Annotated in this window: 14 protein-coding genes; 5 read left to right on the top strand and 9 right to left on the bottom strand. The window is 58.4% G+C overall.

Features of this window, described 5'->3' with window-relative positions:
• Window positions 1-134: 134 nt before the first annotated feature.
• The gene (locus WF331_RS24470) at window positions 135-773 is read left to right on the top strand and encodes a DUF2062 domain-containing protein (protein WP_016500909.1); all 639 of its coding nucleotides are present in this window, start codon (window positions 135-137) and stop codon (window positions 771-773) included.
• On the opposite strand, the gene WF331_RS24465 is transcribed toward WF331_RS24470, so the two are convergent.
• From WF331_RS24465 to WF331_RS24455, 3 genes are all read right to left on the bottom strand, one after another.
• A complete protein-coding gene (locus tag WF331_RS24465) occupies window positions 657-1,436 on the bottom strand; it encodes an ABC transporter permease (RefSeq protein ID WP_016500910.1) in 780 nt (259 codons plus the stop codon). The two genes, WF331_RS24470 and WF331_RS24465, sit on opposite strands and share 117 nt — an antisense overlap.
• Window positions 1,433-2,365, bottom strand: a complete 933-nt coding sequence (locus tag WF331_RS24460) for an ABC transporter ATP-binding protein (protein WP_016500911.1) — start codon at window positions 2,363-2,365, stop codon at window positions 1,433-1,435. Before WF331_RS24460 ends, WF331_RS24465 begins: the two co-directional genes overlap by 4 nt.
• A 134-nt stretch (window positions 2,366-2,499) precedes the next feature.
• On the bottom strand, window positions 2,500-3,123 hold the full coding sequence (locus WF331_RS24455) for a glutathione S-transferase (RefSeq protein ID WP_284363697.1): 624 nt from the start codon (window positions 3,121-3,123) through the stop codon (window positions 2,500-2,502).
• Window positions 3,124-3,407: 284 nt separating this feature from the next.
• Between WF331_RS24455 and WF331_RS24450 the strand changes: the two genes are divergently transcribed.
• Entirely contained in the window at window positions 3,408-5,855 is a 2,448-nt protein-coding gene (locus WF331_RS24450) for an acyl-CoA dehydrogenase (RefSeq protein ID WP_340623373.1), read from the top strand.
• A gap of 121 nt (window positions 5,856-5,976) precedes the next feature.
• Here the strand turns inward: WF331_RS24450 and WF331_RS24445 are convergent, their stop codons facing one another.
• Window positions 5,977-6,411: a hypothetical protein gene (locus WF331_RS24445; RefSeq protein WP_241799363.1), complete on the bottom strand. Its 435-nt coding sequence runs from the start codon at window positions 6,409-6,411 to the stop codon at window positions 5,977-5,979.
• A 225-nt stretch (window positions 6,412-6,636) separates the two neighbouring features.
• Between WF331_RS24445 and WF331_RS24440 the strand changes: the two genes are divergently transcribed.
• The 3 genes from WF331_RS24440 (at window position 6,637) to WF331_RS24430 (ending at window position 8,560) form a co-directional block, all read left to right on the top strand.
• A complete protein-coding gene (locus WF331_RS24440) occupies window positions 6,637-7,047 on the top strand; it encodes a PA2817 family protein (RefSeq protein ID WP_229609462.1) in 411 nt (136 codons plus the stop codon).
• 165 nt (window positions 7,048-7,212) lie between these two features.
• The gene (locus WF331_RS24435) at window positions 7,213-7,749 is read left to right on the top strand and encodes a fimbrial protein (protein WP_229609461.1); all 537 of its coding nucleotides are present in this window, start codon (window positions 7,213-7,215) and stop codon (window positions 7,747-7,749) included.
• A gap of 70 nt (window positions 7,750-7,819) precedes the next feature.
• Complete coding sequence (locus WF331_RS24430) at window positions 7,820-8,560, top strand: fimbrial biogenesis chaperone (RefSeq protein WP_284363685.1); 741 nt, start codon at window positions 7,820-7,822, stop codon at window positions 8,558-8,560.
• A gap of 7 nt (window positions 8,561-8,567) precedes the next feature.
• Here WF331_RS24430 and WF331_RS24425 read toward each other — a convergent pair whose 3' ends face one another.
• The 5 genes from WF331_RS24425 to WF331_RS24405 form a co-directional block, all read right to left on the bottom strand.
• Window positions 8,568-10,121, bottom strand: coding sequence for a hypothetical protein (locus tag WF331_RS24425; protein WP_340623372.1), 1,554 nt, complete (start codon window positions 10,119-10,121; stop codon window positions 8,568-8,570).
• 22 nt (window positions 10,122-10,143) lie between these two features.
• Window positions 10,144-12,336 carry an autotransporter outer membrane beta-barrel domain-containing protein gene (locus tag WF331_RS24420; RefSeq protein WP_340623371.1) on the bottom strand — a complete coding sequence of 731 codons (2,193 nt, stop codon included), beginning with the start codon at window positions 12,334-12,336 and terminating at the stop codon, window positions 10,144-10,146.
• Window positions 12,337-12,491: 155 nt separating this feature from the next.
• Window positions 12,492-14,501 carry a hypothetical protein gene (locus tag WF331_RS24415; RefSeq protein ID WP_284363679.1) on the bottom strand — a complete coding sequence of 670 codons (2,010 nt, stop codon included), beginning with the start codon at window positions 14,499-14,501 and terminating at the stop codon, window positions 12,492-12,494.
• 197 nt (window positions 14,502-14,698) lie between these two features.
• A complete protein-coding gene (locus tag WF331_RS24410; RefSeq protein ID WP_284363677.1) occupies window positions 14,699-18,547 on the bottom strand; it encodes an RHS repeat domain-containing protein in 3,849 nt (1,282 codons plus the stop codon).
• 57 nt (window positions 18,548-18,604) lie between these two features.
• Window positions 18,605-21,547 carry a hypothetical protein gene (locus tag WF331_RS24405; protein WP_284363675.1) on the bottom strand — a complete coding sequence of 981 codons (2,943 nt, stop codon included), beginning with the start codon at window positions 21,545-21,547 and terminating at the stop codon, window positions 18,605-18,607.
• Between the last annotated feature and the right edge of the window lie 2 nt (window positions 21,548-21,549).

The following is a 21,549-nucleotide window of genomic DNA, read 5'->3' as shown; positions in this document are numbered from 1 at the left end:
GCTCCAGAAGGTAAATCACCCCCTGAGGGATAGCTCAATTGCCGGCAAAGCTTGCTCAACAATTGTCACAAACTCTAAACAAGACTGCGCAGGATTAAGGGCATACTGCGCGGATCAACGCTCCGGGAGCCTATATGCCGCGCCGACTTTTCAAACGCTACATGCCGGACCCGACCAGCATTCGGGAACACAAGTCCTTACGCTTTTTCGGCAAGTTGCTGCACGATCCCAACCTCTGGCACCTGAACCGCCATTCGGTGGCAAGGGCCATGGGCGTGGGCCTATTCGCGGCGTTGATTCCTATCCCCATGCAGATGCTGCTGGCGGCGGCGCTGGCAATCCCGGTACGTGGCAACTTGCCGATCGCGGTCAGCCTGGTGTGGCTGACCAACCCGCTCACCATGCCGCCGGTGTTCTTCGTCACCTACATGACCGGCGCCTGGCTGATGCAGGTGCCGCCGCGCACATTGCCCGACGAACTGACGTTCGACTGGATCACCGACCAGCTTGCCACCGTGTGGCAGCCGTTCCTGCTGGGGTCGGTGGTGTGCGGGGTGGTGCTGGGCATTGCCGCCTACTTCACCACCCTGCTGTACTGGCGCTGGTGGATTGGCCGGCAATGGCGCCGGCGCAAGCTCAGATGTTCACAACAGGGCTCATGCCCGCATCCCGCGGCCGCTGACCAGCAGGCGGATGCACAACGTGTAGAGCACTGCGGTGGCCACAAGCATGAAGGTGATCGCCGTGCCAATGCTGATATCCGACACCCCTAGGATGCCGTAGCGGAACGAGTTCACCATGTGCAGCACGGGGTTGGCCAGCGACACGGTCTGCCAGAATGGCGGCAGCAGGTTGATCGAGTAGAACACCCCGCCCAGGTAGGTCAGCGGCGTCAGCACAAAGGTCGGGATAATCGAGATATCGTCGAAATTGCGCGCAAACACGGCGTTGACGAAGCCCAGCAGCGAGAAGATGGTGGCCGTCAGCAGCACCACGACCACGGTCACGCCCAGGTGGTGCACCTGCAGGTCGGTGAAGAACATCGACAGGATGGTTACGATCACCCCCACCGCCAAACCGCGCAGCACGCCGCCCAGCACATAGCCGACAAGAATGGTGTGCGGTGACACCGGTGACACCATCAGTTCTTCGATCGAGCGCTGGAACTTGCTGCCGAAGAAGCTCGACACCACGTTGCCGTAGGAGTTGGTGATCACCGACATCATGATCAGACCCGGCACGATGTACTGCATGTAGGTGAAACCACCCATGTCGCCAATCTGTCGGCCGATCAGGTTACCGAAGATGACAAAGTACAAAACCATGGTGATCGCAGGCGGCAGCAACGTCTGCGGCCAGATGCGCAAGAAGCGCCGCACTTCGCGGTAGACGATGGTGTTCAGGGCGACCCAGTTGGTGCGCAGTTCCACACTCATACGGCCACCTTCGACAGGTTTTTTTCCACCAGGGACACGAACAGCTCCTCGAGTCGGTTGGTCTTGTTGCGCAAGCTCTGCACCTCGATGTTCTGCAACGCCAACTGGCCGAACAGCGCGGTAATGCCGATGTCCTTGTCCACTTGCACTTCAAGGGTATGGGGAGTCAGCAGCCGGCACGGATAGCCTTGCAGCACCGGCGCGCTGGCCAGGTCCTGCTTGATGTCGAGCACGAAGGTTTCGACATGCAGCTTGCCCAGCAACTGGCGCATGCTGGTGTTCTCGACGATGGTGCCGTGGTCGATGATGCCGATGTTGCGGCACAGCTGCTCAGCCTCTTCCAGGTAGTGGGTGGTGAGGATGATGGTGATGCCCTTCTGGTTCAGCTCGGTGAGAAAGCTCCACATGGAGCGGCGCAGTTCGATGTCCACACCTGCGGTGGGTTCGTCGAGGATCAACAGGCGCGGCTCGTGAATCAGCGCACGGGCAATCATCAAGCGGCGCTTCATGCCGCCAGACAACGAACGAGACTGCACATCACGCTTGTCCCACAAGCCCAGCTGGGTCAGGTACTGCTCGGCGCGTTCCTTGGCCAGCTTGGGCGGAATACCGTAATAGCCGGCCTGGGTCACGACGATGTCGAAGGTTTTCTCGAACTGGTTGAAATTGAATTCCTGCGGCACCACACCCAGGCATCTCTTCAGCGCTGAAGGCTCGCGGTCGAGGTCATGGCCGAAAACGTTCACCGTGCCGCTGGTCTTGTTCACCAGGGTGGAGAGAATGCCGATGGTGGTGGATTTGCCGGCGCCGTTGGGGCCCAGCAAGGCGAAGAAGTCGCCTTCGGCAACATCGAGGTCGATGCCTTTGAGGGCCTGGAAGCCGTTGCCGTAGGTCTTGGTGAGCTGTCGGATGGACAGGGCGGAACTCATAGCGGGTCACTTACCGAGGAAAAAGGTGCAGGACACGCCAGGTAAAGTCACTGGCGCAGTGAGTGCGGCCAATGGTGCAAGGCCAGGCCGCACAAGTACAGTCACATCTATTGATAATGACTATCGAAGCAGGTTCAAGTGAGGGCAGTCATCACCGCGGCCTGGTAGGCCGGGCGTTGTTTCAGGCGTTCATACCAGGCTTCCAGGTTGTACATGGCCGGGCGCTCGATGGGCATTTCGAACCAGGCATAGATGAAGCTACCCAGTGGGATGTCGCCCATGCCGATCTGGTCACCGGACAGGTAGGGCTGTTTGGCCAGGGTTTCATCGGCAATGGCCAGCAGCTGGGCGCACTGCTTGTGCGCGGCGTTGATCGCCACCCAGTCGCGCTGGTCTTCCGGGGTGCGCAGCAGGCCCCAGAACAGCGGACGGAACGGTGCGGCGAAGGACGAGGTGGTCCAGTCCATCCATTTGTCGGCCAAGGCGCGCTGGCGCGGGTCTTCCAGGTACCAGCCCTGTTCGGCGCCGTACTCGGCGCACAGGTAGCGGACGATGGTATTGGACTCCCACAGGGTCAGGTCGCCGTCTTCGAGCATGGGCACCAGCCCGTTGGGGTTGCGGGCGCGGTAGTGCGGCTCGTTGACCACGCCGAAAGCGCCACCGGCGTCGATGGACTCGAAATCAAGGCCCAGTTCCTGGGCAATCCACAGTGCCTTGCGCACATTGCTCGAATTCTTGCGGCCCCAGATCTTCAGCATGGCAACGTCCTTATGAAATGCGGTTGTGGTGCAGTCTACTCCAGACGTTCGCCGCCTGTACCGGCCCTTTCGCGGGCACGCCCGCTCCCACAGGATCACCACAGTCTTCACGCCACCGGTATTCCTGTGGAAGCGGGCGTGCCCGCGAAGAGGCCGGCACAGAAGAACAAATGAACTGAAACTCCCGCTGCCACACCCTGTCACTGTTCTGAAGCTGCCGTTCACAGCATCGCGTCTAAGCTGTCTGGGACGGCTCAAGCCCTTGGTTCCAAGGAGGACCGATTATGTTGCTGTTGTGGTTGGTAGTGCTGGTGATCGGCGCGGCGTACCTCACGCACCGGCGCCTGGCGCCCTTGCAGATTCTCGGCATCATGGCGGCCTATGTGCTGCTCATGGGCATTTACAGCAGTGCGCCCGGCTGGCTTCTGGCTGTGATCTGGATCGTACTGGCCTTGAAGATCGCCCTGGTTGCGCTCCCGGAGTGGCGCCGCAAAGTGTTCACCGGCCCGGTATTCAGCTGGTTCCAGCGCACCCTGCCGCCAATGTCGCAAACCGAGCGCGAGGCCATCGACGCCGGCACGGTATGGTGGGACGGAGAACTGTTCAGCGGGCGCCCCGACTGGCGCACCTTGCTGGCTTACCCGGCACCGAAGCTGACCGAAGAAGAACAGGCCTTCATCGACGGCCCCACTGAGGACCTGTGTGCCATGGTCAGCGACTGGCAGATCGGCCAGGACCTGGACCTGCCGCCCGAAGCCTGGGACCACATCAAGCAGCATGGTTTCTTCGCGCTGATCATCCCCAAGGAATATGGCGGAAAAGGCTTCTCTGCCTACGCGCACTCGCAGGTGGCGATGAAACTGGCCACCCGCAGTGGCGACCTTGCTTCGACGGTGATGGTGCCCAACTCTTTGGGCCCGGCCGAACTGCTGCTGCACTACGGCACCGACGAACAACGCAACCACTACCTGCCACGTCTGGCTCGCGGCGACGAAATCCCCTGCTTCGCCCTGACCGGCCCGCTCGCTGGCTCTGATGCCGGCGCCATGCCCGACACCGGCATTATCTGCAAAGGCCAGTGGAATGGCGAAGAAGTGCTGGGCCTGCGCCTGAACTGGGAAAAGCGCTACATCACCCTGGGCCCGGTCGCTACCCTGCTGGGCCTGGCCTTCAAGGCCTACGACCCTGACCACCTGCTGGGCGAAGAGGAAGAACTGGGCATCAGCCTTGCGCTGATACCCACCGACACCCCCGGTGTCGAAATCGGTAAGCGCCACCTGCCGCTGGGCGCCGCGTTCATGAACGGCCCCAACAGCGGCAAGGACGTGTTCGTGCCGCTGGACTTCCTCATCGGCGGGCAGGCCATGCTTGGCAAGGGCTGGATGATGCTGATGAACTGCCTGTCGGTGGGCCGTTCGATTTCCCTGCCTGCGGTCGGCACCGGCGCGGCCAAGTACACCAGCCTGGTGACCGGCCAGTACGCAAATATCCGCGAGCAGTTCAACGTGCCGCTGGCGGCCTTCGAGGGCATCCAGGAATCGCTGGCACGCATCGGCGGCAACGCCTGGCTGATGGACAGCGCCCGCCTGCTGACCGCCAAGGCCGTGGACCTTGGCGAAAAGCCTTCGGTGCTGTCGGCAATTCTCAAGTACCACCTGACCGAGCGGGGGCGCGAATGCATCCAGCACGCCATGGATGTGCACGGCGGCAAGGGCATCATCATGGGCCCCAACAATTATCTGGGTCGCAACTGGCAAGGTGCGCCGATCTTCATCACGGTCGAAGGCGCCAACATCCTTTCGCGCAACCTGATGATCTTCGGCCAGGGCGCCATTCGCTGCCATCCGTTCGTGCTCAGGGAAATGGCCTTGGCCGGCCGTGAGGACCGTGACCAGGCACTGAAGGAATTCGACGACCTGCTGATGAAACACATCATGTTCGCCGCCGGCAACGCGGCCAGTACCCTGGTGTTCAACCTGGGGTTGGGGGTTTTCGAGAAAGTACCGGGGGACACGCTGAGCCAGGGCTATTTCCGCGCCCTCAACCGCCAGGCGGCGGCCTTTGCCCTGCTGGCGGACCTGTCTATGATGCTCCTGGGCGGCGCGCTCAAGCGCCGCGAACGCCTGAGTGCGCGCCTGGGCGATGTGCTCAGCTACCTGTACCTGGCCAGCGCTGCGCTCAAGCGCTACCACGACCTGGGCTCGCCCGAGCACATGCAGCCCTTGCTGCGTTGGGCCCTGGAAGAAAGCCTGGGCCAGGCGGAAAAGGCGCTGGACCGGTTGCTCGACAACTTTCCAAACAGGCTTGTCGGCTGCGCGCTACGCGTGTTGGTGTTCCCGCTTGGCCGTCGTCATACAGGGCCGAGCGATGAATTGGATGCCGAAGTGGCGGCACTGATCGGGCGTAGCAAAGGCGACCCGGCACTGGAAGAGCTGCTGGCCGGCTGCTTCCGACCGCAAGCTGCGGGCGACCCTGTGGCAGCACTGCAGCGGGCCTGCGATTTGCTTGATGAAGTGGTGCCGGTGCGCAAGATGTTGCATCAGGCAGTCAAGGAGGGAAAGGTGCAAACGGTCCCCGGACAATCGGTAATCGATGCGGCAGTCGAAAGGGGCGTAGTACAACCGGGCGAGGCGCAACGGCTGCGTGAAGCAGAGCAAGCCTGCCGCGCAGTGATTGATGTGGACGCGTTCGACAAAGAGCAACTGCTACCAGGAGAGGGCAAGGTGCGCTGAGCGATAAACAACCATTCAGGTGCAAGGGCGGATTTTCGCCAGGACGGAGCGTTATGTCTCGTCCCCGGCACGCCCCCGCACCTTGTAACCGCCAATTATCACATGCTTGGACGCGGCCAGATCAGGCACTGGGCGGCGAGCTGGAAAGTTTAACGAGACAATCAATTTGATGGTCTGCCTTGACATCGGCCTGAGGGGAAGGTCCATCCTTTTTCGCAATCACCTCCAGCCCAAAGGCGCTAGGGACGAAATCGCCAACTTTATGCGTATTCAACAGATAGCTGTATTCGGTACGGTTAAGCGAGGCTGGTCGGTGGGTGGTACGCAGTGTGATGGATGATCGCACAGTCGGGTCGTTCGGGGCAGTTCTGTAGTTCAAGGTGATGGTCGTGGCAGAGGGGATGTCACTCATCTCAATTACGCTGTGGTTGGCGACAACTGTCTTCTTAGCGCTTTCGCCACTTCCCTCAGCCGGCAAATTGAACCCGACGCTAGAGTCAGTGCCCCTCCAGAAGATGATAGAGCCGCTTTGCTTTGGGGTGTTGTCGCTTACCATGGTGCTAACCTCGCTCAGAAGATCGTATGCCTTCGACACCGCCGCCACCTGCTGAAAGGCCGCATCGTTGGTTCAGGCTCGAATCTACATCAGCAGCGGCGGGGGCACACCTGGCAGAACTGATAGGTAGGGACGCATCATGGGCAAACCCGGCGGACCTTCCACAACAGGTCCACAACCGGCGTATACTTCGGCCCCGTTTCAATTACCCTCAAGGATCACCCCATGGTCAATCCCCACCTGGATTACCACTTGCAACTGCTGCAGCACCTGCGCACCATCCTGGTAGCCCTGGGTGAAGCCGAGCAGGTGCCGGAGGAAAGCCACGCTCTGTTTCTCGAACGCTTCGACGAGTTGCTGACCCTGCTGCCACGAGACCCGCTGCAAAGCCAGTACCTGGGCCAGGACCTGATCTGCCAGGTGATCCAGCGCTACCCACAAATTGCCCACCTCGTACCGCGCGACCTGCTGTGGTTCTTCGGCGGCGACTGCCTGCATTTCATGCCTGACCAAGAGCTGGATCTGTACCAACAGCTGGAAGAGCTCCGTTACGAGGCAGAACAGAATGGCGAAGCCTTTGACTGGAACCAGCAGAAGCAGTTGCTGGGCCCAGCTAGCGGCAACACGCAACACTGAATTCGACCGACCGGCGTGGTCCGCTGCGCCGCCCTGGCAGCCTTGTCCATTGTTTACATGCCTTTTGTGGCATTGGCCTACAGCCACCCTACCTGCGCCCTGAATATCCTGCTTGGCGAACATTGACCTGCATGTTCGAATGCCACCACCATCAGGATATAAACTATGAAGCGCACACTTATCGCCCTCGCCATGGGCTTGGCGAGCACGGCAGCATTTGCAAACACCGGCAATATCAACTTCCACGGCACCATCACCCCAGGCGGCACCTGCCCTATCGAAGTGGTCATGCCGGGCACTGGCGGCAGCATCCTGCCTCAGATTGGCCTCGGTAGCTATCCCCCAAGCTACTTCGGCTCCACTGCAGGCAAGCAGACGCCCGCTCGTACGTTCGCCCTGCGCATTGACCCAGATCAGTGCACCATCAACCCCGGCACAGATGCCTATGTCACCTTCTCGGCGGTCTACGGCCCTGAAGGCACCAACCTCTACGCACTGAAGCCATACGGCGCTGCCGGGGTGGCACTGGCCATTCAGGACAAGAGCCTGAGCAACCTTGCCCCAGGCCGGGAATCGGTGGCCTACCCGCTCAAAGCCACACAACCGAACGAAATGCTTTTCCACGCCATGTACGAGTCAACCGGGACGGTAACTGACGGCGACGCGGCATCGGAAGTGCGCTTCTCGGTAGATATCAGGTAATACGTTACGCTCCAGGCGCTTCTGCGGACGCACCTGGAGCCCCTGCAAAAAGTAGCAAAGAGACACGCCCATGCCCCGCCCCAACTCCATTATCCCCAGGCTTGCTCTGGCGATAGGCACCAGCCTTGCCTTGCTCATACAACTCAGTGCCCACGCCGCCCTCACCATCAGCTCAACCCGAGTCATCCAGCCCAGCGACCGACAAAGCACCAGCATCGTAGTCGCCAACCCCAGCCAACGCCCTTATGCAGCCCAGGCCTGGATCAATACAGAGGCAGACGACAACACTACCGCAGTGCCATTGATCGCCTCACCTGCGCTGTTTCGCATCGATCCGGCCGGCGAACAGACGGTACAGCTGAACCGCCTGCCCAACAACCTGCCCCAGGACCGTGAATCGGTGTTCTACTTCAACCTGCAGGAAATCCCGCAGGCAGACGACAAACCGACTAATACCCTGACCATCGCCTTGCGCACCCGCATCAAGGTCTTCTACCGCCCAACCCAACTCAAAGGCCGCCCACAGGACCACCTGCAGGACCTGGCCTGGTCGGTGCAAACACTCGAAGGCAAGCCGCACCTTGTGGTGGACAACCCCTCCCCTTACTACTTCACCTTCAATCAGCTAACCCTGCGCAGCGCCAAAGGCAGCGAGAAAATAGACGGCAGGAAAATGGCCATCCCCATGGGCAGGCAAACCTACCCCCTCAAAACCTCGACTGTGCAGGACGGTCTGAAGGTCGACTTCACAACCATCAATGACTACGGTGGCCTAACGCCCGAGCTGTCCCGACCGGTGGAGCGCCCGTGAAGGTCGCTCATGGGAGAAGTTTAGGACTGTAGAGGGGAAATTTGATCCACGTCGTACCGTCGTCGAAACTGACCTCGACATGGAAGGTGAACGTTTGGCCAAGCCAAAGCGTTGCAAGGTAGGCTTTGGGGAGAGTCACATCCTTGTTCGCGCCAATGCCCCGTCTCACTTGCGCATCAGTGACCGAATGGGCGGTCAGGACATTGTAAGGGGGCGCATCTGCCCCGCCAGGTCGCACGCCCGTTACCGTGATATTGACCCACTGCCCCACGGCAATGCACGGCCACACACCCAGGCTGACAGGCACCTGATCCAGCGCCGGGCCCAGGCTGAATCCGTTTGAATCGACCCCCTCCAGCGCTACCTGAGGTAACCCCTCCTTGAACTCAGTCACTTTCAGATTGGTCACGGCGGAAGGAAGCACATCGACACCGTCGCTGACTTCATAGCGCACGACCAACGTGCGCTTGCCGTATGCCAGCACATGTTTTTCGGGAATCGCATAGGAACGCTCAGTCCCGGGATGCACCTCAGAGGTTGAGTAGTAACCATAATCCCCCGGTGCCCCCCAGATCACCGTAACCGTTTCATCCGGAAACCACTGCGCCGAGCCTGGCACAGCGACCAACAGCGGTTCGTCGTAGTCATCCAGCTTTAGCACAAGTTCTCCGCTGGCTCCGGTTGCCTGGGGTATTTCCACCCACTCGAACTGGCGCGGTATCGGCTGCGCCATGACGTCCAGCTCCAACGATCTCGCCAGGTTGCTCAGGTTGCCCGCACGGTCCTCGATTTCGTAATAGGCGTAACGCACCCCGTCCTTGGACTGGCGAATCATCTCCCCCTGGAAGTCGATATGAATCGGCAGCAAATAGTCGTCCTTGGTCAAGGTTCGGCTGTCGACCTGCTCTGAGTCATCAGTTTTTTCGCCCCAGTACCAGGTGACAATATCGCCTGGGCCAGGGCTGTCGTACGCCGGCACCAGCGTACGCAGCCGATCACCGTGCCGCTCCAGATACCGTGCGGTGAGGCCATCACGCTCAACCTCATCAGGGTCCTCGACAAGTTCGAGCCTGCCACGCTGCCCTCCCAGCAAGGGCGCGGTCTTGTCGATAAGCAACGAAAGCTCTTCAGAAGAGTCGGTTTCCTCGTTACCCAGCGTCACCTCGTATGTCAAGGTGTGGCGCCCTTCCCCCAGCAACGCTACAGGCACGTCCAGCTCAAGGTCCACTGGCTGCACTGGCGTGGTCCAGGCCTTCTCTGCGAACGTGTGCCCATCCCACTTCACTACCAACAGTTCGGGGTTGTCCTCACTGGGGTCTGAGATCAACCACATGGGTATGGTGATGGGCAAGGGCCTGCGCGTTGCCCTCACAGGCAGCAAGTTGCGCTCCCCTCCCTCAATATCGGGCAGTAGATCCGTCACGGTCACCGGCTTCAGCAGCGCCTGGGGCTCACCAGGCGCTGCAAAACCACCGAACGGCCTCTTGAAGAAGCCAATGAAACTGCGCAGAAACTTGCATGGCACCTGCATTTTTGATCTCCCAAAAAAAAAGGAAGACATGACGTCTTCCTTCCTGGCGTACTTACCAGCTGTAACGCAACCCCAGGTTCACCCCCCACGGCTGGTCGATGTGCTCGCCGGTGCTGTAGTCGAAATCGGCATGCACCTGCAATCGCTCGGCCATTGAAACCGCCACCCCCACGCCCAACTCGGCACGCGAACCGGACAGGTCGTTATCGAAGCGGTGGCCGTTGACCTTGACCTGGTTGTTGTTGATGAACTCATGGGCATAAGCGGCGCGTACATAGGGCTGAATCACCCGAGCCTCACCAAGATCGATGTTACGCCCCAACGTACTGCCGAGCTTGCCCAGTACCGAATGCACAGCGTCGCCCTTGGCTTGCAAGCCATTGTCGAGCGTGTAGTCCTTGCCCTCGAACCGCGCCACCGACCATTGGGTATAAGGCTCGATGAAATAGCCGTTATCCAGGGCGATATGCCGCCCGAATTCGGCCGACGCCCCCACCCCCATGTTGCTGTAGTCACCCTTGGCCTGATCACCATCACTCAGGGCCACCTTGGCATCGTTTTCAAAGCGGTTCAGCTTGACCACACCGTCGAAGTAATAGCCGCTCTGCTTGTCCAGCCAGGTGGTGTAAAGGCCCAGGTAGTAACTGTCGACGTCACCCGTCGTACCCTGAGACAGGTCCAGGTCGGAGCGGCTGTAACCGGCCAGCGCACCCACCAGCCATTGGCCATCGCCGATCGGCAGCGGAGCATCGGCACCGAATGACATGCCCTGTTGCACCTGCTTGTAGGCCACCCCGGAACTGGCTGCCACATCGAACTTGTTGCCATAGGCCCGCACCCAGGCACCTGGTTGACCACCCTGCAAACGCAACTCGCCCATCCGGCTGCGCAACGAGACAAGCTCGCCATACCACACAGTGGGTGCCGCATTGAACAACGCCAGTGCCGACTGCGTACCCGGGCTGATCACCTTGCGCGAACCGTCGAGGAACCAGTCCTCACCGCGCTGTACCAGGCCATAGGAAAACGCCCCCAGATCAACCCGGCCATTGAGCAGCGAGAACGTTGCGTCACCGCTGGCAGCATGCACCACATGCAACTGGTTCTCTGCCTCAGGGTCCTTGCCAGAGCTGCCGATCAGCAAGCTGTGATTGCCGGTGGCCTGGCCAGTAACATCCAGGAAGTCCGTCTGACCGGTAGAAAAGTCCGAATGCATCACGAAGGTGCCGCTGCCCGACAGGTTTTCCACGGTAAGCCGGTGGTACGCATCCGGCTGGCCGAACTGGACGTTGCCATCATCGAGCACCAGCTCGCCGACGCTGGCATCCTGGGTCATTATCCAGGTGGACTGGTCATTGATGCTCAGGCTCGAAACACCGTCCAGATGCCCGGTAAGGCTCGACCGGTTGTTCAACGCCAAGGTAGCACTGGAGCCGTCCTCCACATTGACATTGCCCACCAGGTGCGCGTTATCGACCGTCATATCCGCAGACGACGCATTACGCACTTCGAGCAATGTGCCATCGCTGCCCACCAGACGCGACCCGTTACCTACGTTGATTTTCGCCGACGCCGGCGCCGCAGCGCTGCCGGCCACGACAATTGCAGCCGCCGCCTGCCCTTCGACCAAGGTATTTTGCAGGTTGATGGCTGCCTGCCCTGCCACCGCAGCGTCGGCATTGACCAGAATGCCTTGCTCGGCACCGATGATCTGGCTGTTCAGCGCATCCAGCTGGCCGTTGAACATGCGCACACCAAAGCTTCCCGCACCATCTCCCCGCAACAGGCTGTCGCTCAGGCTCAGCCGCGAGTTGCTGGCGACACCTGCCCCGCCCTGCCTCCCTGTTACAGTGCTGCCCACCAACTCGACCGTGGACCCCACCTCACCGGTGCGTGCTGCGGCAATCCCTCGCCCCTCGCTGACGATGGTACTGCCGGTGACCCTGGCCACGGCACCGCTGCCCACCAGCAACGCATCGCCGCCGGTAGCAATCATGGAGCTGGCACTGAAGTCCAGTGCCGAGCCTGGTCGCAACTGGATTTGCTGGGTGGCGGCGCCAGTGGCCGTCAGCGTGGCCCCTGCCAGGACCTGGTAGCTGTCCAGCGCTACCGAGGCGTCGATGGTTTGATCTTCCCTGATTGTCGTCAATGCCAACGTGGCTTCGCTCACCAGCCAGAGCGGCGCCAACGCCAGTGCAAAGGCATGTTTGCCAGCCTTCATGAAAGGTGCCCTGTGTGTTTTCATGTTTCATCCTCGCCCAAGTCAGGTTGCTCTAATGCAGATCACCGCAGATGTTTTCGACGAGGCTACAGGGCATTTCCGTATTACTCTGTCGGAAATACCCTACATGAATCCAGGAAAAGTCATCATCTGACCGCCCTTCGCGACTCGACCCTGCCTTATGTAAGTTCACAGGCGCCATTGGGCGTATACATTGCCAGCACAATATCGCCGCGCTTGGAGACAATATTTTCGCTTCCTGCTTTGAAGCTGTAAGTCACACGTGCACGCGCTTTATAAAACAACGGATTACTAGGGTCTAACGTCGGCGCCACGTGTTTTTCGTACGGTACCCGCCATATAAAGCCCGCTAACGGATAGTCCTGTCCAATGGGCACCTTGAATGTTTCTCTTACGCCCGGCACCTCATCTTCACCTTGGTCTTCTCGCCCACCTTTGACAGCCCACCAGGTAATCTCAACCTCGGTTATCGCCCCATACTTTTCATATTCGCGCAGGTCAGGCACAACCAGTTGCACTGCCCCGTTGTCAAGGTGCGGAAGACTTTTTTGGATCGAAGTACAGTTCAGTTGGCCTTGATCGTTTTTATCAAGGAAATCTACCGGGTCGGACGTGATCACGACGGCGCTTACCGCCACCGGTGTATCATCCGACCTGATAGGATTAAGCACCCCAGGTCGGTTCACCCAGTAATGAATGAGCACTGTCTTGTTACCCTCCGCCTCTATAGCGGACCATGGGACAGGGAACTCAGCATAACCATCCGTTTTATTGTCTTCTGTGACTTCATGTGTGGCCGCTTCTGCCTGGCTCCCCCAATCAAGTGTCAAGCTATCACCTGGTTCAATGAGGGGGCTCAACACAATTTTCATGTCAGCGGCCTGCCCGGTATCCCCGTTGTCGAGTTCATCTTCACCACTGCTACCGCCACGCCCATTCACATGCGCAAGTGCCAAGGTGGGGTACACCGGGTCCGGCCAGTCGGGGCCTGGCCAGCCGGGGTCAATCGAATCAAAGTTAACGAATACTGTTGTCTCTGCGCCACCCAGTTTATGCGTACCGCGATAGACGTCATAACGCACCGTAATTTCTTCCGGCACTGTTGCACCGTCGTACTCCTGCAGCAGGGTTGCGCTGTCGACCCTGACCCTTATGTATTGCGCCGGCACGCTACCCACCGGCTCTACCACCAGTTCGGCCGTTTTCCAGGTTACCTGGACCGTATCTGTATTTTTCCAGTGCTCGAACAGCGGCACCCAGACTTCGACACCCTCCAGGGCATCGGCCTGGTCAATCAAGTGGCCGTCCATGTCTGTCGCCAAAGGCACCACAGGCTCTTCAAAGACGGTAGGCAACTGGCCCAGCGCCACGTCGATAGCCACATAATCGGATATCTGGCTGATGTTGCCGGCCTTGTCCACCAACACATATACGGCAAACAGCCCGCCATCGCCCACTTCGCGAACAATTGCTTCTGGCACTTCCAGTTGCTGCACTTGCCCAGTGGTTGGCACAGTACCGACTTCCTTGATATCCCCGATTTCCTTGGGTATCTCTTTCAACCAGTACCAGAGCACGACATCACCCTCCTGCCAATCCGCGTAAGCCGGCAACTGGAGGGTGACCTTGTTGCCGTTTGCCGCAAGGCTGGCGTCAGTCACCACCGGTACGGCAAGAAACCTGGTGGGCAACGTAGGGAAATACGGTGCGACACGGTCAAAGCGCAGGGTCAGTGGCTTCGAAGTACGCTCCTCATCACTATCGCTATAAACATAGCTCCTGAAATAATGAACCCCTTCGGGAATCAGGATATCCTGAAAAACATCCAGCCTTACAGCGTAAGGCATGTCCGGCAAATCATCAAAGTACCTAATCGTTTCCTCATGAATGGCCACGAATTCCACACCGTCACGGGAATGTTCGATCTTGAGCAGGTCCACTTCCGAGAAAAACCAGGCGGGCACCTGAATAATAAAATCGGGGCCGTGGGGCAGCAAATATAAGCTCTTGATTGTCCCGTCGCGCTTATCCGCATACAGTGCGTCATCAACAATGAGGTCATCCAACGGTACCGGCTCATTGTAAACACCCAATAATTTTGCTCGATCAAGCCTGAATGCACCTCGTACGCCCAGCGAACGCTCACTCAATCTATTCGAATGTGCCACACCCACCTCCAGATAAAAACCCGAAATTAGCGCTGCGCCGTCGCGCCAACGTTTTATGATTTAACACCACCCAAACGTGGCCGGAAACTGGCATTTTTATCAGGTGAATGAAGATAAATCCCAAAAAAAAGCCTGCTCTGCAGCAGGCTCAAAAATATTATCGAGTATACAAATCAATCAGATAACTGACCACACCGTCAGGCATCCTGCGACGCCAAGCGGTCCACCGCGTCATACCGATAATTAGCAGTAATGCCCTGCGCAGGCACATGCACCCGCGCCAGGCGCCCTAGTGGGTCATAGGCCAGTTCACGCTTTTCCTCGTCCTGAATCAGGTTACCGTCCGGGTCATAGCACAGTTGGATAAACTCCTGCTTGTAAGGTATCTCTTTCTCTACACCCTGTTCTTCGACTAACTGTAGCCACCTCAATTCAATACCCTGCAACTGCGCCGGATCCTTTTCATCGTTGCACAGATACGTAGCATCGAGCGCGCCACCTTCGAAAGTAGTCCTGACCCGGGTGATATTGTCGCGTCCATCGAAGCGGAACACCTGAGTGTTTATCTTGTTACCGTAAGGGTCGACAGGTACATACTCGCTCTCACCTTCGCAGGTGTATTTCGACAACCTGGCCCGGTTATCGTACTCGAACGTTTCATGGCGCAGAAGCCTTCCATCTTCCTCACCCTCTGTCAGCGTTTTACTGTCAATGCCATCCACTTCGTTATACGTTTGCACCAACGTTTGTACCGCGTCGCCAAAGTCGAAGCGACGACGAATTTCGCGATCAAACTCGTCATAGAACAGTGTGGTTTCCAGGCTGCGCACGCTCCCGTCCGGGTCCTCGGTTTGAGTCAGGATGCTGGCAGTCCTGCCCAGAGCATCATAACCGAAGGTACTGGTGACGTTCTCCAGCGTGGTCTGCTGCAACTGCCCAAACGGGTTGTATTCATATGTCTGTGCCTTGCCCAGCACATCGGTATAACTCACCATACGGCCTTTCAAGCTGTGCACATACACCATCTCATACGGCTTTGTCTCGCCACTGGGTTGGCGCCTTTCAACTTTCAGTTCACCGGTACTGAAATACTCACGTTCGAGCGTCTCGTCGTTTTCGGTACAGTGCAACAGGCGGCCGTTATGTTGGTCATATTCATAGCGCGCTGCTTGGCCCAGCGTCCTGCGGCTTAATGGCTCCTCGCCCAATTGCGGAACGTATTCATAGTCGATGCGGTTTTCAGCCGGGGTGATCACCGCCTCAGGCTGACGCTGCCCAATATCGTACAGCATGGTGCGCATGCGTCCGCCGGTAACCGACTCGATCATGCGGTCCAAGCCATCGAAGGTTTGTGTGCCCAGCTCGTGTTCCTCGCGGTCGGTGCTATCAAGCACCTTGATCAAGGTTGGCAAATCGCCCTTGCTGTGCAACGCATAGTCGCGGTGTACCACCGAACCATCTGGCAGCGTCTGGTCCACTTGCCTGTCAAACTCATCGTAGGTAGTGGCCGTTTCATAACCCCGTGCATCCACTTCCCGCACGGTACGCCCCAGGCCATCGTAGAAGTACTGGTGCAAACTCACACGGGCACCTTTGCTGTCCAGGCGCTCGACATCCACAGGTTGCTCGAACAGGTTCAGCCGGGTAACAGTAATGCCGGTGAGCAGCTTGCGCTGGATGGACTCACGCCACTCCGTGCGTACGGGGCCAAGGCGGTCAGGTAGGCCCACCGGGTCGGTCTGCGTGCAGACTCGAACTTTGTCCGGGCCCATTTCACTGCTGCGCTGACGCCAGTCGTCATACTCATACAGCGTCCTCAGCGGCAGATTTTTCAGCTCCAGCCAGTCGTATTCGACCTCTTCCATCAAGTTGCCAAGCGCATCATAGCGAGCAGTGTAAGTTAACCGTTCATTTTCCCTGGCTGTTGCGGTGGGACCAAAGTCCGGGTCCTGGCGCGTCACCCGCACGGCACGGTTTAGCCCATCCACGTAGCTCCACGTTGTCACCCCTTTTACATCAACCTGCTTCTGCCATGCCTGTTGGCCATCGGAGGACAGGTAGTAGCTGTAATTGCGGGACGCCTCGTACTTGCCCTTGGGGTCGACCGTTTCACGCGTTACGCGACGCAGTTCGTCATATACGTAGGCAATCTGCACCTGATTGTCGTCGTAGTTGAGCAACGGTTCGCCAATCAGTACCGAATGCTGCAGGGTGTTGACCTTCTGGGCGTGTCGCGCCGATTCCCCCTTGGCGTTCTTGAACTTCCCATTGCCATGCTTCAACTCCCGCGCCGGCAACGGCAAGCCGTGGTCGAAGCCGGTCAGGGTCTCCTCAGTCTGGACTGCTGGGTGGCCTTCTACCGACACCTCACTGTATGCGTAGTCAGTGAGGGTTACCTTGCCATTGAGCGTAAGCTGTTGCTTGCGAGGACGACCATGCTGGAGCAAATTTTTGGGCTCGCCGTGGTAGAAGGTCTCCAACTCCGACAACAGCGCCCCATCGCGCACGCGCAGCTGCTTCTCATGGCTGCGCAATAATGCGCCGCGTGCATGTCCGCTTTGATCTCGCGATGCAACCAACGCGTAGCGATACTCGTTGCGCAAGGTTTCGGCGCCAACTTCGCCAGGCCCCGGGATAACCTCCGCCGTCTCGAGCATACGCACGAACTTTTCCGGGTCGTCGGCGCCTGGGTAGTACGACATTACTGTCCGCTTGCCGTTGGCTTCTTTTTTTTCCACCAGGTTGCCATGTTCGTCGTAACGGGTAACTTCCACCTGCTCCCGTGGCGTGCCGCTCAAACCCTTGCGCCAGAAGGTGGTAGTCGTCTCAACCAGCTGAAAGTTGTTGGGCTGGTCCTTGAACTCCCGGTTGGCAACTTCCGGGTACACGAGGGTCTGGGTTTCGATACAACTGTTCTGCGTGGTGACCTGCTCGACCATCAAGTGGAAGCGGTTGAATCCCGTCTTGACCGTGTACGCCGGTTTGTCGCCCTGGTAATGCGTGGCGGTACTGTCGTAGCGGTAGTCCGCACCTGTGGCTTTGTAGAGGTTGTCTTCACCGTTATCTTCCCAGGAGATGCCGGTGTTGTTGCCCAGGAAATTATTCGAGCTGAACCTGTAGTCGGTACGCACTTGCGGCTGGTTGGCCCCTGGGGTGACCAGGTGACGGTCTACATGAGGCAGTGTCCGGCTGACGCCTGGCAGGGTATGCCCAGCCTCCTTGTAGAAGACTTCTTCAAAACCGTTGACCGGTGTCCACATACGTTCAATGCAACGTACCGTGCCGATCATCTTGTATTCGAACTTCCAACGCCCCTTGTCTGCGGTCGGCAAAATAACCTTGACCAGTTCACTGTTGTTACGCTCCAGCGTATAGGCAGCTTGCGCCACCGTGCCTGGATTCACCGTAATCCGTACCTGGCTGAGGTTCGAATAATCGATCTCCAGCAGTTTCCTCTCGCTGTCATCTTCTACCAAAGCCAGGCAAGGCACGCGCTTGCCTGGAATACCCGGCATTGGAGAGGGCACATCCACTTGGACGTATGTCAGGGTAATACCATGCCCGGTCGGTGTCAGCACCCGTATGGGCAATGCCACTTTCCCGGGGCGCTGGCCCTGCTCGGTGACATCGTGCAACCCAAGTACTTCGATCATTTCCGACTTGTGTGCCACGCGATAAAGGGTGGTACTGCCAGCAGAAATATTCTCGAAGTGAAAGCTGTCGATTTTGCGCTCCGGTATCACAGGCTGCTCACCGGGGCCGTTGTCGAACACCTTGAAACGCTCACCGCTGTGCAGGCTGAGCATCTGGCTTTGGGGGTCGTACTCACTCAGATTCAAACGCCAGCCAGCACCAAAGCCTGAGTCCTCGGGGTTCATCGGATTGAAACCAATGCGCAAGGGCAAGTTGGGGCCGTTCAAGTGGTTGGCCACCAATTCAGGCAACGCGAGCGACACATTGTATTGCCCCGTACGTGGATCGACGCCACCTTGGACGAAGCTCATGAAATTGAATGCATTGGAATGCACCAGCGAATTCGTAGTCATTCTACTGTTCCTTGATTCAAGAAAGGTACCCCCCTAACGTGGGGGGGGAAGCCGCGCTTATTGAAACTTCCAGTGCAGGAAGTTTCGGACGTCAACCGGATCTATCGACCCATTGTCCAACTGCCGCCCCCAGTTGATGTAGAACGCACTTTCCGTTCCGTAGTTATCGATCATCGTAAAATATAATGGCTTGCTCAGTGGCTCACGCCATCTGATATCCTGCTGGTCGTACCAGAACTTCATGTCCGAAACGCGCTCGAGCGAAACCAATACTGAGCCCGCACTGAAATGCTCACCCGTTGCAAATTCTCGATTCAAGGATTTACCCGCGTGCAACGCCAATAACTCCATGTGAGCCTGATATTCAATGCGTCGATCAGCGGTGCGCCCCGGCAGTACCCTCGGCACATAGGCAACGCCGACATAGCTGGCGTACGTTTCATCGAGCAACTCACTTTCGTATCTCAGGATTGAAACATGGTCGAAACGTACATCGACAAAGCGGCGCTGGCCCCTGGCACGCAATGTCCAATAGTGTGTGGTGTAGTGCCAGTAGTTGTAACCGTCGACAAGGTTCCCGCGGTCATCGAGCTGGTCAAAACCATCTCGTGCATCCACGCGTTTTCCCGTAAACAGTTCCAGGTCGGAGATATCCAGTTTCTTGGGTGGCAGGCCACCCAGTTCGATCTCACCATCCACGGAGTTTTGGGTGTAAGAGGAGTACGTCTTGTTTTCATAGCTCAGAAACTTGGCCCGAATCCAGCGTACCTCGCTCTCTTTGGCTTGAAGGTAAACCGTTACAATGCGCAACGCCTCCTCCTGCCCCTTTCTCCCCGCCGCCTTCGACTGCTCCTTTCTCACCTGCGCCTCTTGCGCCTCTTGTACAGAAACCAATCCTTCGCCAGGGGGTAGGTAATCGAAGCGGTTGCGAAACTTGCTGGCAGCCCAGTTTTTTCCATCAGGTGGGATTGCTTCGGTGTCAGCAGGTAACCAGTCGATCGGTGTGCCATCCCGATGGGTAAGCTGTAGCGTTGCCAGCTCTATATCGCTTACCGGCTCATAAATGTCGTTACCCTCATCATCTCTAAATGGGTTGGTCTCGATGTGGATATCGACAGCTACCTGTTGCCTGCCATTTGCCCAGGCTTTTTTTCGCGACGTGTCATTAAGAAACAGCTTGAATTGACTCAGAGCCTTCCAGCGTGGGGGACCGGCTGCATTTGACAGACTCGCATTAGCGTTATGCTCGATGACAGCAATGCCAGCCTGGCCGTCATAAACACCCGCGACCACACTGACTTCACCCGGGTCCGACTCCGGCGCGGTGTACGCCCCATCGACAAGCTCGCCTTTGCCGTACAGCTCCCACACTGTGCTTAGCACCGCAGGGCGGTCACCCCATGTCTCATCCGAAGCCTGCCCGGCGCGTGATTCGGTGAGGGTAAACGTTTGCGAGCCAGAAGCGCCCATGTTCGGCACGTAGAAGGGTTGCAACTGCAGCGGTGCGCGCATGCCGAGGATGACCACTGTCGCGTAGCCGCTTTCATCTCCCCAGTTGGTTACCTTGATACGCTGAAGGCGAATGGGTTTATCGCTCGGGGGCTCATCCGGGGTGAAAAGGGCGTGCGGCGTTTCGTTGTCGTCCGCCGGGTCTCGCACGATTTTGCCGAACTTGTCGCCATCAGTTTCCCACTCCAGCCTTCCACCCTGCGATGCGGTCAGCCGGACGGGAGCGTCGCCCCTGGCCCAGATGACTACCCGCGGTGAAATGACCAGGTCCTCAGAAGAGGCAACCACCAACGCCGACTTGCTTGCCCCCTCCTGCACATTGGCAAAATGGGCCTTGATGTTCATCAGGCGTTGCCGAAGCGGAAACGTGCTTGCAGCGGGCGCCATGTAAGTGCCCGCTTCGATCTCACCAGAATTGCGTGGGTTGTGCACATCCAGGGCAGTCCAGGCCTCCACCGACTTGGCGACCGTGAACTGGGTCTTCTTGCCTGCAGCCACTTTGCCAATGCGCGGTTGCAGCTGACGGGAAAACTCAGTGGCTTTGACATCGCCGAAAACGATCATGTCATGGGGGTTATGCTCCTCCTGTTCCAGCACAACTGCGTTGGCATCGGGCAACACCAGTTGCTCCAGTGCAACGGCTGGGCGTGTCTTGGCAAGCGGCGCACGCTCCCGACTGATCAACAGCGCACTGCCATAGTTGGCGGTATCATTCTTGCGCGGCAACAAATAAGGTAAGGGGCTGCCTGGTCGGTCAGCTCCGGCGCCGACAACCAGTTGCATGAGGACCAGCAGCGCCCCGTCGTCTTCCGGGCTTGTACCACCGCCCGCCCCGGCGGGTGCTCGCTGCGCAACCACGTCGATGCGCGTGGTGGACAAGCCACTGTGCCCGAAAATATCGAACTCCAGCACCGGCAATGGGCTGTTGATAATCCACTCATACTGCAGTTGTTCGAGGATGAACGCGCCCATCATCTGCGCAGCTCTATCAGTGCTGCCTAGCGTGCAGGTGGGCTCGCTGGCGTTGGTAAGGTCGAGCATAACCTGGTACTTGTCCAGATACGCGTGTGGCTGCACTTTCAGGTGCCCATAGACTTCGAATTGATAGCCCATGCCCATTTCCAGCACATGGCTTCTTCTGAATTGCTCGACATGGGCCGACATGATCGTCGACGAAACACACTGCCCGGTGAGCAACTCCATGCTCACCCTCACCTGGGTCGAAACACCTACGGCTCCTCTGAAAGACAACTGCGGCGGGCCCAGCGTGAGGTTGTCGAGCGCCACCTTTTCAGTGCGGGAGGCGGGGTCGATAAAGTACTCACCCAGGATGACGGGCAAGCCACCACGCTGATCGAATTGCTCGACGAAATTGGCCAGCAACGCATCATTGACAGCATCACGGCCTAGCGCCAGTACCGCGCCCCAGCCGCGCATGCTGTCGCCTTTTTCCAGCTCTTGGAGTAATGCTTCTTTGGTATAGGCAGTCATGA

The sequence above is a fragment of the Pseudomonas sp. YNh genome (assembly GCF_037993085.1).
GTDB lineage: Bacteria > Pseudomonadota > Gammaproteobacteria > Pseudomonadales > Pseudomonadaceae > Aquipseudomonas > Aquipseudomonas putida.
This window is presented reverse-complemented; position numbering and strand designations above follow the sequence as displayed.